13 protein-coding genes are annotated in these 13,526 nt (G+C 41.6%); 12 read left to right on the top strand and 1 reads right to left on the bottom strand.

What is annotated here, in order from left to right:
• The first annotated feature begins 513 nt into the window (after window positions 1-513).
• The 6 genes from LJE12_RS18145 (at window position 514) to bioA (ending at window position 5,447) form a co-directional block, all read left to right on the top strand.
• Complete coding sequence (locus tag LJE12_RS18145) at window positions 514-1,278, top strand: threonine/serine exporter family protein (RefSeq protein WP_055053850.1); 765 nt, start codon at window positions 514-516, stop codon at window positions 1,276-1,278.
• Window positions 1,275-1,721 (top strand): threonine/serine exporter family protein, encoded by a 447-nt coding sequence (locus LJE12_RS18140; RefSeq protein ID WP_081017098.1) that lies wholly within the window; start codon window positions 1,275-1,277, stop codon window positions 1,719-1,721. Before LJE12_RS18145 ends, LJE12_RS18140 begins: the two co-directional genes overlap by 4 nt.
• A gap of 261 nt (window positions 1,722-1,982) precedes the next feature.
• Window positions 1,983-2,576, top strand: a complete 594-nt coding sequence (locus tag LJE12_RS18135) for a biotin transporter BioY (RefSeq protein WP_173698407.1) — start codon at window positions 1,983-1,985, stop codon at window positions 2,574-2,576.
• Window positions 2,573-3,565, top strand: a complete 993-nt coding sequence (gene bioB, locus LJE12_RS18130) for a biotin synthase BioB (RefSeq protein ID WP_118571583.1) — start codon at window positions 2,573-2,575, stop codon at window positions 3,563-3,565. Before LJE12_RS18135 ends, bioB begins: the two co-directional genes overlap by 4 nt.
• Entirely contained in the window at window positions 3,562-4,260 is a 699-nt protein-coding gene (bioD, locus tag LJE12_RS18125) for a dethiobiotin synthase (protein WP_227292326.1), read from the top strand. Before bioB ends, bioD begins: the two co-directional genes overlap by 4 nt.
• Window positions 4,257-5,447 (top strand): adenosylmethionine--8-amino-7-oxononanoate transaminase, encoded by a 1,191-nt coding sequence (gene bioA, locus LJE12_RS18120; RefSeq protein ID WP_055148905.1) that lies wholly within the window; start codon window positions 4,257-4,259, stop codon window positions 5,445-5,447. Before bioD ends, bioA begins: the two co-directional genes overlap by 4 nt.
• A gap of 201 nt (window positions 5,448-5,648) precedes the next feature.
• On the opposite strand, the gene LJE12_RS18115 is transcribed toward bioA, so the two are convergent.
• Window positions 5,649-7,934, bottom strand: coding sequence for a glycoside hydrolase family 3 C-terminal domain-containing protein (locus LJE12_RS18115; protein ID WP_227292325.1), 2,286 nt, complete (start codon window positions 7,932-7,934; stop codon window positions 5,649-5,651).
• Window positions 7,935-8,230: 296 nt separating this feature from the next.
• Between LJE12_RS18115 and LJE12_RS18110 the strand changes: the two genes are divergently transcribed.
• From LJE12_RS18110 to LJE12_RS18085, 6 genes are all read left to right on the top strand, one after another.
• The gene (locus LJE12_RS18110) at window positions 8,231-8,998 is read left to right on the top strand and encodes a helix-turn-helix domain-containing protein (RefSeq protein WP_227292324.1); all 768 of its coding nucleotides are present in this window, start codon (window positions 8,231-8,233) and stop codon (window positions 8,996-8,998) included.
• 244 nt (window positions 8,999-9,242) lie between these two features.
• Window positions 9,243-9,863: a GDSL-type esterase/lipase family protein gene (locus tag LJE12_RS18105; RefSeq protein WP_008708211.1), complete on the top strand. Its 621-nt coding sequence runs from the start codon at window positions 9,243-9,245 to the stop codon at window positions 9,861-9,863.
• A gap of 178 nt (window positions 9,864-10,041) precedes the next feature.
• Window positions 10,042-10,701, top strand: coding sequence for an amino acid ABC transporter permease (locus LJE12_RS18100; protein WP_008708210.1), 660 nt, complete (start codon window positions 10,042-10,044; stop codon window positions 10,699-10,701).
• Window positions 10,682-11,359: an amino acid ABC transporter permease gene (locus LJE12_RS18095; protein ID WP_008708209.1), complete on the top strand. Its 678-nt coding sequence runs from the start codon at window positions 10,682-10,684 to the stop codon at window positions 11,357-11,359. The genes LJE12_RS18100 and LJE12_RS18095 overlap by 20 nt, the downstream gene beginning before the upstream one ends.
• Before the next feature lie 21 nt (window positions 11,360-11,380).
• The gene (locus LJE12_RS18090; protein ID WP_008708208.1) at window positions 11,381-12,136 is read left to right on the top strand and encodes an amino acid ABC transporter ATP-binding protein; all 756 of its coding nucleotides are present in this window, start codon (window positions 11,381-11,383) and stop codon (window positions 12,134-12,136) included.
• Window positions 12,137-12,276: 140 nt separating this feature from the next.
• Window positions 12,277-13,269, top strand: a complete 993-nt coding sequence (locus LJE12_RS18085) for a cysteine ABC transporter substrate-binding protein (RefSeq protein WP_008708207.1) — start codon at window positions 12,277-12,279, stop codon at window positions 13,267-13,269.
• Window positions 13,270-13,526 lie beyond the last annotated feature (257 nt).

Below are 13,526 nucleotides of genomic sequence, written 5' to 3'. Positions count from 1 at the left end.
ATGATAGGGGTCTCCAAAACCTTTGGTGGGAGTTCGATTCTCTCATCCCCTGCTCGAAACCTTTGAAAATGAAGGCTTTTGCGCGTCTTCGTCTTCACGGGTAATCACAGGAGTAATCAAAGAAATATCATATGAGTCTATTAAACTAGATTCTATGATATTTTTTTATTTGCCCAAAACAGAGCTGTCAAGAATTTTAATTTTTATAAGAAGGAAGAAAATACTTGACAGCTCGTACACTGATTATTTCTCATAATAAATAGAAAGGGCTTGACGGATTAATCCATCAAGTCCTCTTGACTACTACTCATATTTTTTGATTTGAAAAACACATCTTATTTTTTCAAAATAATCTGAATTGGAACTATTTTATGTAAGCGCTATAAAATAGAAGTTGTATTCACTGCAATTAAGCCTTATACTAAAGCTATCTTCAGAATACAAAAGTGCAGAAGTAAGACACTGGCGTATATTATGCCGGACTCTTTTCTGCAAAATTAAAGGAGTAATCCTATGCAGACATCTAAAGATTTTTTACATATTTTTCTTGATATGGGTGACGCATTGTTAAACAGCGGTGCAGAGATTTTTCGAGTGGAGGATACGCTGAACCGAATGGGTTATGCCTGTGGTGCTGCACAGATGAATGTTTTTGTGATCACATCCAGTATCGTTATTACCATGGAATTTCCAGAAGAAGGAGCGCGGACACAGACCCGACGGATCAGGGAAAGTGGTGGAAATGATTTTACAAAATTAGAGCAGTTGAATGATCTGAGCCGTCGTTTCTGTAATCATCCTGTCCCTGCGGCAGAGCTTCGGAAAGAATTTGATAAAATTAACATAAATAAGACGAAACCGTTATGGAAACTTCTTGGAAGCCTTCTGGCTGCATGCAGTTTTGCTTTTTTTTATGGTGGAAGTATTCCGGATGCTGTTGCAGCAGGATTTGGGGCTGTTCTGATCTGGGGATTACAGCAATATCTTCGTCCGGTATGCATGAATGAAGTGACTTTTCAGTTTGTGGCGTCTTTTTTTACAGGCTGTGCAATCTGTGGATTAACCTTGCTGTGCCCATTCCTTCGCATGGATAAGATTATGATCGGTGACATTATGCTTTTGATTCCGGGGTTGATGTCGACAAATGCAATCAGGGATGTACTTATTGGTGATACACTCTCTGGAATCATCCGTCTGATTGCTGCTTTACTACTTGCTGCGGCACTGGCACTTGGATTTATGGGGGCAATTATTTTATTTGGGAGGTTTGGACTTTGACTGCAGCAATCATGATACAATTAATTACCGGAGCCATTGGCTCTGTAGGATTTGGAATTCTTTTTCATATAAAAAAGAAATATTTGCCTCTGGCAGCAGTTGGCGGCTTCCTTAGCTGGCTGGTGTTCCTTCTGGGAAAAGAATTCTGGGGAAATGTTTTTCTTCCGACTCTGATGGCTGGCTTTGTTACAGATGTGTATGCAGAAATTCTTGCAAGAATCTGTAAAGAAACATCTACATCTTTTTTTGTTACTTCCGTAATCCCTCTGATTCCCGGAAGTACTCTTTATTATTGTATGAACAGCATTGTGGAAGGAAATACTGTTCGAGCATTGGAATATGGACGGGATACGTTTCTTTTTGCTTTTGGAATTGCAGCAGGAATGAGTATTGCGTGGTCGATCTGTTATTTTCTGAGAACTGTAAGGAAAAAGCAGAACTGACCTGGCAAGAAAGAAATTCCCGATGAAATGACACACACCCGTTTTCGACAGTTGATGAAAAATCACGACCACCGACTTAGCCGGTGGTCGTGATTACCGAATCAAGCAAGTAGCGAAGCGGATGATTTTATCCGCTTGACCATATTATATATGCTGTGACGCAAATAGCAAGGCAAACTGTAAACTGAGAAAATAAAAAAGTTGACAATTAACCTTCTGTGCTTTAAAATAGTAAACCATAAAATATATGGAGGTTTACAAATGACTAAAACAAAAAGCATGATCTATTGCGGACTTTTTACGGCATTGATTGCAGCAGGTGCGTTTATTAAAATCCCTATACCTGTGGTTCCTTTTACACTGCAGTACCTGTTCACTATGCTTGCTGGATTGTTTCTGGGATCCAGAAGGGGTATGATTTCTGTGGTTGCCTATATGCTGTTGGGGCTGGCAGGACTTCCGATCTTTTCGGAAGGCGGTGGAATCTGGTATATTTTCAAGCCAAGCTTCGGTTATATTATAGGATTCTGCCTGGGAACATACGTGACCGGACTTATTGCAGAGCGTCTTAAGCAGAAGACAGTTTTTCGTTATTTACTTGCGAATCTGGCAGGTCTGATGATTGTCTATACCTGTGGAATGGTTTATTACTATGTGATCTGTAATTATGTGATTGATACACCGATTGGAATCTGGCCGCTGATTCTTTATTGTTTTCTTCTTGCAGTACCTGGTGACATTGCATTAAGTGTTCTGGGAGCTGTTATTGCAAAGCGTGTCAGACCGGTAGTACTTCAATATCTTTTTGATTCAAAATCAAATGTCAGACTGGAAACGGAGGAGCTTGCAAAATGAATCCACTTATTTTAGCACAGAAAATTATTGATGGACGCAGAATCACAAGGAAAGATGATCTTTCTTTTTTTCTCACCTGTGATTTAGATGAGTTATGTGAAGGAGCAGACCGTATCCGCGAAGCATATATCGGTGATAAGGTAGATCTCTGTTCCATTATCAATGGCCGCAGCGGCAGGTGTCCGGAGGACTGCAAATATTGTGCTCAGTCAGTACACCACCATACTTCCTGTGAAATCTATGATTTTCTTCCCGAGGAAAAGATTCTGGAAGCATGTAAAATGAATGAAGAGGAGGGCGTTGATCGTTTTTCCATTGTCACTGCAGGAAAGGCTCTGACCGGAAAAGAATTTGATCAGGCGATTCATGCCTATGAAACCATGTATAAGGAATGCAATATCGATCTCTGTGCTTCCATGGGATTTCTTTCTTCCGAACAGCTGCATCGTCTTCATGAAGCTGGAGTAACCAGTTACCATCATAATATTGAGACTTCGCGGAGAAATTTTCCTAATATATGTACGACACATACATACGATATGAAGATTGAAACTCTGAAAAAGGTAAAGGCAGAAGGAATGTGTGCATGTTCCGGTGGCATCATAGGAATGGGAGAGACCTGGGAGGATCGTCTGGATATGGCAGTCAGCCTTGCAGAGCTGGGTATTGACTCCATTCCGATCAATGCATTGATGCCCATTCCGGGAACACCTTTGGAACATCTTGATCAGCTTTCAGAGCAGGATATCCTCCGGACAATTGCCTTCTTTCGTTATATTAATCCTGAGGCTAATATTCGTCTTGCTGCCGGACGGGCACTTCTTACCAATGACGGGGAAACCGCTTTTAAATCCGGTGCCTCCGCTACAATAACAGGGAATATGCTGACTACTGTTGCCTGCGCAACCATCCGCAGCGACCGAAAAATGCTCTCTGATATGGGCAGAAATGTAACACCAGAATATTGGAAGGAAGTGGAAGAATCATGAGTAAAGCGATATTTATTACAGGAACAGGAACAGACATGGGCAAAACCTATCTCTCAGGACTGATCGTAAAAAAACTGGCACAGGCAGGAAAAAATCCGGCTTATTACAAAGCTGCAATGAGTGGAAATGACCGGCGTGCAGACGGAAGTCTAATCCCGGGCGATGCACTTTTTGTTAAAGAGATGTCTGGTATTTCCCAGTCTCTGGATGATATGTGTCCCTATGTATATGAAAATGCCTGGTCTCCTCATCTTGCTTCAAGAGTTGAGGGTAATCCGGTGGATCTTGATGTTGTGCGAAGAGGATTTTTGAAGGCAGCAAATGATTATGAATATATTACCATGGAAGGAAGTGGCGGTATCCTCTGTCCGCTCTGTTTTGATGAACGCAAAATCCAGCTTGAAGATGTGATAAGAAAGTTTGAGCTTTCCAGTATTCTGGTGGCAGATGCAGGGCTTGGTACAATAAACAGTGTTGTATTGACTGCTGAGTATATGAAAGCCCATTCCCTTCCAATCAAAGGTATTATTTTTAACCATTACCATCCCGGAAATATTATGGAAGAGGATAATATTGCTATGTGCCAATATATGACAGGCCTTCCGGTTATTGCAAAAGTACAGGATAATGCGAAGGATCTTGATATAGATGCAGATGTACTGGCAGAATTTTATGATGAGGTGAAGATCAAATGATATGGTATCCCTATGAACAAATGAAAACAATGAAAGCTCCCTATAAGATTCTGGATGCAGAGGGTGTACATCTTTATACAAAAGATCAGAAGCTGATAGACTCTATATCTTCCTGGTGGTGTATGATTCATGGATATAAGCATCCGGAACTGACAGAAGCGATCAAGGAACAGGCAGACCGTTTTTGTCATGTAATGCTTGGGGGACTGACACATGAGCCGGTGGAAAAGCTTTCTGCGAAGCTGCAGGAATTTCTGCCAGGAGATCTGGATTATTGTTTTTTTTCAGATTCAGGAAGTGTTGCAGTGGAGGTCTCACTTAAAATGGCCCTTCAATACAACACCAATCAGGGAAGAAAGCGCCCGTTAGTGCTGGCTCTTGAACATGCATATCACGGGGATACATTTAAGGCAATGGAAGTTGGTGATGACGAGGATTATCATTTCGCTTTTGACAAAAAAGAGGGTGTTGTCCATATTCCCACTGAGATTCCGGCCCTGGAGGAGGCATTTGAACAGTATCATGACCGTCTGAACTGCTTTATTGTGGAGCCTCTTTTACAGGGAGCAGGAGGAATGCGGATGTATGATATTTCATTCCTGAAGAGAGCAAGAGAATTGTGTGACCAGTATGATGTTCTTTTGATTTTTGACGAGGTTGCAACCGGGTTTGGCCGCACAGGTAATCGCTTTGTGGCAGATCTTGTTCTGCCGGATATCCTGGTTCTTGGAAAGGCCCTTACAGGAGGATATATTGGTCATGCTGTCACTGTGGCAAATCACAAGGTATTTGATGCCTTTTACAGTGATGATGACAGACTTGCCCTGATGCATGGTCCTACTTTTATGGGAAACCCGCTGGCATGTGCTGTGGCTTTGAAAGGGATTGAGATTTTTGAGCGTGAAGATTATATGAGTAAAATCCGTCATATTGAACAGGTTTCACGTGGTGAGATGGAAGCATTCACAGATCCACGGATCAAAGAAGTCCGGATCATGGGTGGCTGTGTGTGCGTGGAGGTTCATGATTCCAGAGATCTGGAAGGCTTCCAGCAGTTTGCTTATGAACGGGGTGTGTTCAGCAGGCCATTTTTGAACTACATGTACTCTATGGTTCCATATGTGATCAGTGACGAAGAGCTTATAAAAATTTTTGATGTGATGAAGGAATGGTTTAGAGAGAAATAAATAAAAACTACTGTATAAAGCCGGAAAAAAATTCAGCTTATATACAGTAGTTTTTTTGTTTTATAGCAATCCTTGTAAATAATGCATTTAAGACAGTTCAGTAGAGTGCGAAAGACAAGGAAGATATCTGCAGGCGTGCTGACGCACGGCAAAGATATCTGACGCAGGATTTCACACTCTGATGGGCTGGATTAAGATGCATTATTTCAGAGGATTGCTATAGATTGCCTGCAGTTTGTCAATCATCTCCTGGATCTCAGCCCGGGAGAATCCGCCAAAGCTGCACAGAGAGCGAAGTGGCATGGAATCTGTCATTGCTGCTACCATTTCTTCAGTGATAGCTTCAGCAGCAGATTGGGAAGCTGTGTCTGAACCGCCGTTCATTGCAGCCAGATATCTGGAAGTCAGTTCTTTTGCTGCTTCTTTTGTGTTGGGATTATTGAAAAGCTCACCCAGTGTTGTGTTCATATGAATATGCATGGGAATTACCTGGCTGCTGGAGAGTTCAATGGTTTCAGAGAGACGGATATCTCTGGAGGATGCACCGATCAGAATCTCATATTTGCCGCTTGCAGCATACCAGTCCTGTAATTGGGTGTTGTACCATGCAAAGCTACGCTTATCCAGTTTCATAGTAACTGTTTTGGTTTCGCTGGGAGCAAGCTGGACTTTTTCAAAACCTTTCAGTTCTTTTTCCGGACGGATCGTGGATGCTGTCATGTCTTTCACATAGAGCTGGACAGCTTCTTTTCCTGCAACGTTTCCTGTATTTGTTACATCTACAGAAACAGTGACAGTATCTTTTTCTGTTGGATTTGTGTTGGAAATCTGCAGATTGCTGTATGTAAAAGTAGTATAGGAGAGTCCGTATCCGAATGGATAGGCAACTTCCATTTGTTTGGTGTCATAATAACGATATCCTACAAATACACCTTCACGGTATTCCACTTTATCGCCGCCACCGAAGTTCAGGTAGGATGGATTGTCAGCCAGTTTCACCGGGATTGTCTCGGCCAGTTTACCGCTTGGATTTACAATACCATAGAGGATATTTGCAACAGCAGCTCCGCCTGCCTGTCCGCCAAGGTAAGCTTCCAGAATACCTTTCACATTATTGATCCATGGCATTTCCACAGGAGAACCATTGTGAAGAACGATCACAGTATTTGGCTGAACTTCAAGGATCTCAGCAATAAGACGGTTCTGGCATTCTGGCAGTCTCATATGAGAACGGTCATATCCTTCAGACTCAAAACTATCCGGAAGTCCGGCGAAGATCACAACCTTATCAGCAGCTTTTGCAGCCTGAAGTGCTTCAGCAGCCAGTTTTTCATCGTATAAATCTTTATCAGCAGGAAATCCTTCTGCGTAAATAACCTGTGCATCAGCAGGAACAGCTTCCAGTGCATTGGTAATTTTAAAGCAGTTAATATGAGAGCTTCCGCCGCCCTGGAAACGAGGTTTTTTGGCAAAACCACCTACAAAAGCTACTTTCTCAGAGGTCTTCAGAGGCAGAATCTGGTCTGCGTTTTTCAGAAGGACCATAGATTCTTCCGCAATACGGCGTGCCTCTTCATGGTCTTTTTCCATGGTAAATTCCTGCGGTGCACGGTGGTCCGCATATTTGTAAATAATATTCAGGATACGTTCTACAGCCTGATCCAGAACTTCTTCCTTCAGAGTGCCATTTTTTACGGCTTCCATGATCAGAGCATCGTTTGTTCCGTTGGAACCTGGCATTTCCAGATCCAGGCCGGCCTCCAGACCCTTCACACGGTCATTGACAGCACCCCAGTCAGACATAACATATCCTTCAAAGCCCCAGTCATTGCGGAGAACATCGGTAAGAAGCCATTTGTTCTCAGAAGCAAAAGTACCGTTGATCTGATTATAGGAGCACATAAATGTATATGGCTGAGCCTTTTTTACCGCAGTTTCAAATGCAGGGAAATAAATTTCACGGAGTGTTCTTTCATCTGCTTCAGAAGAATTGCTCATGCGGTGATATTCCTGATTGTTAGCTGCAAAATGCTTGATGGAAGTTCCTACATGCTGGGACTGCACACCATTGATAAATGCAGCAGCGATCTCACCTGCAAGGTATGGATCTTCTGAATAGTATTCAAAGTTTCTTCCGCAGAGCGGAGAACGTTTAATATTGACAGCCGGTCCTAAAACAACAGATACGTCATTTGCCTGTGCTTTTCTGCCAATAGTCTTGCCCATGGCTTCCATTAAGCTACGGTCAAAAGAGCAGGCACTTAAAGCTGCGGGAGGGAAGCAGACTGCTTTGATACTGTCGTTCATTCCAAGATGATCTCCTTTGTCATCCTGCTTACGAAGCCCGTGAGGACCGTCACTTACCATTACCTCCGGGATTCCAAGTCTTTCCACGCTTTTCAGATGCCAGAAATCAAGCCCTGAGCACATGCCTGCTTTTTCTTCCAGAGTCATCTGGCTGATGATTTTCTTTAAATCACGCTTCATAATAAATTCCTCCATAAGTTTATTTATATGTGAAACAGATGTTACTGTTCACACACCACTATCCCGCGAGGTGTTTTGGCATGAATATGCCAAAATCCCGAGACATACAAGCCAAAATTCCATTGCCGCAGGCAATCTGGAATGAATTTTGGCTACGTTACTGTGAACGGAGTGAACAGTAACAAACAGATTGTTTGTGTTGCCTTTATCTGGACTATATCACCTGTAAATGATAAAATATAGTAAAATATTGCTATAAATAACAAAATATTACTGTGTATGCGAGAGGAATAAAGATGCAGGAGAAAAGTAAGGAATACAATGAAAAAGAACAACAGATTGCAGAGAACCGGAGCAGGAATACTCTATTTGAGAGACGTGAAAATTTACAGAAACATGAATCTTATGCCAGTGAGCGTCGGCAGTATGATGCTATCAGGAATGGCCAGACAGACAGAATACAGTCTGTTTTTCAGCTCACACCGGATGGAACCCCTGGAATCCTGTCCAGAAATGAACTGAGAAACAGTAAAAATATGTTTATAGCAGGAATTACGCTGTTTACCAGAGCTGCCATTGAAGGTGGTGTACCTGAAGAAACTGCTTATGCATTAAGCGACGGTTATATTCAGACAGTAGAAGAGTGCACCAGCAAATCTTCTATAGAAAAGTTATTACAAAAAGCAGCCCTGAGATTTGCCCAGGAAGTGCAGAAGTCCGGGATGCAACATTACAGCAGAGAAATTGAAGCGGCAGTAAAATATATTCATCTTCATCTGCATGTTCCCGTTACACTGGAAGAAACTGCAGAGGCAGCAGGGATCAGTGCCAGTTATCTTTCCAGATTGTTTAAAAAAGAAACAGGAATGCTTTTTGTCGACTATATTCAGAAAGAACGGATAGAAGCTGCCTGTAATATGCTGACCTATTCAGATTATACAGCAGCACAGATCAGTGAATATCTTTGCTTTTCCACACAGAGCTATTTTATAAAAATCTTCAGAAAATATACAGGCACGACACCTGCAAAATATAAAAAATATAAAGTTCAGGACTGGAAATAATATCGGTATCAAAAATTTTTTGATTATTTACGAGGATTGCTATAGGTCCCGAAACCGCACGGAAAATAAAAATATTTCTGAGCGTCCCTTTATGACTTATGACGTACAAATAAACATTTTCAAAAAATACAAAAAAGGGCTTGACAAACAAAAATAAAGATTGTATAGTATTCCTATCAAATCAATATGAAAACAGGGAAAACAAAAATCCCATTAAAAATATCAGATAAGAAGGTGACAAGACATGAAACAAATCTTATGTTTCGGTGATTCCAATACATACGGTTTAATCCCGGGAACTACTAATCAGAGATACGGATGGGGTACCCGCTGGACCAGCATCCTGGATGACAAAGTAAGAACAAAAGGCTACAGAGTAATCGAAGAAGGACTCTGCGGAAGAACCACCGTATTCGATGATCCATTCCGTACAGAAAGAAGAGGAACAGAAATGCTTCCGGCAATCCTTGAGAGCCACAGACCAGTAGACACTATCGTTCTCATGCTTGGCACGAACGATTGTAAAAGCGTATACAGCGCAACCCCGGAAGTGATCGGACAGGGGATTGAACAGCTCCTTGATCAGATCAACACTGTAAACCCGGATGCCAAAATATTACTGGTATCTCCAATCTACCTTGGGGAGAGAATCTGGGAAGAGGATTTTGATCCGGAATTCGATAAGAATTCTATCGAAGTATCATGGAATCTGCCCCGGGTGTATGAGAAAATCGCCAGAAGAAGAAATATTTCTTATCTTCCGGCTTCAGAATTTGCCCGACCGGGAGAAGCTGATCAGGAGCATCTGGATGAACTGGGACATAGCAGACTTGCAGATGCAATTTATGAAAAGCTTGCAGGATGAAGCCTGAAATGTTATGATAGTTCACAGATGTGCAGATGTAACGCTTTAACTAAATCAAGTAAACTACCTGCTTTAACCGAAATAGCAGTGGATTGAAAAGTAATAAGCGGCACAGGCACACCAGAGCGTTCTTCAAATATGCTCTAAATCATAATAATAGAAGGAGAATAAAGTAACCATGGATTTTGAGTTTATCCGCGAGCAGACACCTCTTTATATTGAGGCAGCAAAGCTTACACTTCACATGGCGGTGATTGGTGTGCTGCTTGCCATTGTGGTTGGGCTTGTCTGCAGCATGATTAAGTATTTCAGGATTCCTGTACTTCGTCAGATCGTGGAATGTTACATTGAACTGTCCAGAAATACACCATTGTTGATCCAGTTGTTTTTCCTGTATTTCGGTCTTCCGAAAATAGGGATTGTCCTCAGTTCAGAACAGTGTGCGATCACAGGACTGACCTTTCTCGGAGGCAGTTATATGGCAGAAGCCTTCCGAAGCGGCCTGGACAATGTTCCGCCCATTCAGGTGGAATCCGCATTAAGCCTTGGAATGAGTAAGAGTCAGGTATTTACAAACATTATCCTGCCCCAGGCGGTATCCAATTCTATTCCGGCATTCTGTGCAAATGCGATCTTTCTTATTAAGGAAACCTCCGTATTCAGTGCAGTAGCACTTGCAGACCTGATGTTTGTGACAAAAGACCTGATCGGAATTTATTACAAAACAGATGAAGCCCTGTTTATGTTGGTAATCGCATATCTGATCATACTTTTACCAATCTCACTTATCTGTTCATTTGTAGAAAGGAGAGTCCGCTATGCAGAATATGGGGATTGAGGTTCTTTTTAAGGGAATCAACTCATTAAGACTCTGGCAGGGCTTGTGGGTAACAATAAGAATTGCACTGATTTCCATGGTATTTTCCATAATCCTTGGATTTCTTCTTGGGATGGTAATGAATATCCCAAATAAAATCATTAAGTTTATCTGCCGCATTTACCTTGAAATAGTAAGAATCATGCCGCAGCTGGTGCTTTTGTTCCTGGTATATTTCGGAGCGGCCAAGCATCTGGGGATGAATCTTTCCGGTGAGACAGCGGCGGTCATTGTATTTACATTCTGGGGAACTGCTGAAATGGGTGATCTGGTGCGAAGTGCGCTGATCTCCATTCCTAAACACCAGTATGACAGCGGATACGGTCTTGGATTAAACAAATGGCAGGTCTATCTTTATATTATCCTTCCGCAGACTATAAGAAGACTTCTTCCATCCGCAGTGAATCTTCTTACCCGAATGATCAAGACCACATCACTGGTAGCTCTTATCGGAGTAGTAGAGGTGTTAAAAGTTGGAAAACAGATCATAGATGCATCACGTTATACAAATCCGACAGCGGCCCTCTGGGTATACGGTGCAGTATTCTTTATGTATTTTATCATATGTTTTCCATTTTCCAGACTCTCCAGAGTACTGGAAAAGAAGTTTGCTGATTAATAGAGAAATGAGGATAAATGAATGGGACAGCCGATTTTAGAAGTAGAACATTTAAAGAAATCATATGTAAACAATGTTCCTATTCTGGATGATGTTTCCTTCTCTCTGCAAAAGGGAGAAGTGGTGGTGATCGTAGGACCTTCCGGATGTGGAAAAAGTACCTTCCTGCGATGTATCAACCGCCTGGAAGAGATTGACACCGGTGTACTGAAGCTTAACGGTGTAAGCTATGAGAAAGAAAAAAAGAATATAAGCAAAGTCAGAGAGAAGATAGGAATGGTTTTCCAGAGCTATGATCTTTTCCCGAATATGACAATTTTAAATAATCTTCTTCTGGCACCAATGAAAGTACAGAAAAGAAATAAAGAAGAAGTGAAAAAGGAAGCGGAGCAGCTTCTTGACAGAGTTGGTCTTCTGGATAAGAAAGATAATTATCCAAGGCAGCTTTCCGGTGGTCAGAAACAGCGAGTTGCCATTGTACGTGCCATGCTGATGCATCCGGAGATCATGCTTCTGGATGAGATTACAGCAGCACTTGATCCTGAGATGGTAAGAGAAGTACTTCAGGTAGTACTGGAACTTGCAAAGACAGGAATGACCATGCTGATCGTCACTCATGAGATGGAATTTGCCCGTTCCGTAGCAGACAGAGTGATCTTTATGGATAAGGGAAACATTGTAGAAGAGAACACTCCGGAACAGTTCTTTGATAATCCAGAGACTGACAGGGCAAAACAGTTCCTGAACAGTTTCCATTATGAAACAGTGAAAAAATAGAATAGAGGAAAACAGAATATTTTATAAATCCTGAAATGGATGATAATATCCACGAAATAGCAGGATATCATAAGAGCTGGTTATAAAGGTTATAAAAATTATAATAAAATCAAATTTTTTAAAACATGGAGGAAAAGAACATGAAGAAAAAAATATTAGCAGTCTTATTAGCAACAGGTGTAGCAGCAACAACACTTCTTGGCGGAAGTATTCTTGTAAGTGCGGCAGATGACGGTGGAAACACTGCACAGGCCCGTACTCTGGATGAGATCAAAAAAGACGGAAAGATCAAAATCGGTGTATTCAGTGACAAGAATCCATTTGGATATGTAGATGAAAACGGTGATGTTCAGGGATACGATATTTACTTTGGAAAAAGACTTGCAAAAGACCTTCTGGGAAGTGAAGACGATGCAGAATTTACTTATGTAGAGGCAGCAAGTCGTGTAGAATATCTGCAGTCTGCAAAAGTAGATGTGATCCTTGCAAACTTTACAGTAACCGATGACAGAGCGGAGAAAGTAGACTTCGCACTTCCATATATGAAGGTAGCTCTTGGAGTTGTTTCTCCTGATGATGCGCTGATCAAAGATGTAAAAGATCTGGAAGGCAAGAAGCTGATCGTTGTAAAAGGAACAACAGCAGAGACATATTTCACAGATAACTATCCGGATATTGAACTTGTAAAATTTGATGAATACCAGGAAGCATACGATGCGCTTCTTGATGGAAGAGGAGATGCATTCTCCACAGACAATACAGAAGTACTTGCATGGGCTCAGCAGAATGAAGGATTCTCTGTAGGAATCGAATCTCTTGGTGATATTGATACGATTGCACCAGCAGTACAGAAGGGCAACACAGACCTTCTGAACGCAATCAACGATGAAATCAAATCTCTGGCAGATGAACAGTTCTTCCATAAAGATTTCGAAGAAACTCTGAAACCTGTATACGGTGACAACATCAATCCGGATGACCTGGTAGTTGAAGGTGGTGTTGTGGACAGCGAAGAAAAAGCTGAGGATGCAGATGCAGCAGCGACAGAAGATTCTGATGCAGCCTCCGATGACACTAAAGATGCGGAAACAACAGAAGAACCGGAAGAGACAGAGGCAGCAGACGCTGAATAAGCAGTGTAAATGCAGTATAAAAGTTATAATTTTGATATTCTCTAAAGTATTGATTTATAAACAAAGTGAGACGCACTCCATTAGGACATTCCTGTGGAGTGCGTTTCATTTTGAGATAATGATCAATTTTTGTTTATTGCAAGTGCGTCAGATATTTCAAAATTCTGTCATTTTTGTATGTGACTTTGTAAATGGGAAAATGGTTACTGTTCACTCCGTTCACAGTAACGTAGCCAAAATTCATTCCAGATTGCCTG

This window comes from Blautia sp. DFI.6.71 (genome assembly GCF_020593585.1).
Lineage (GTDB): Bacteria > Bacillota > Clostridia > Lachnospirales > Lachnospiraceae > Blautia_A > Blautia_A wexlerae.
Note: the sequence above shows the minus strand (reverse complement) of the source record. Positions and strands in the feature narration are given on the sequence as shown.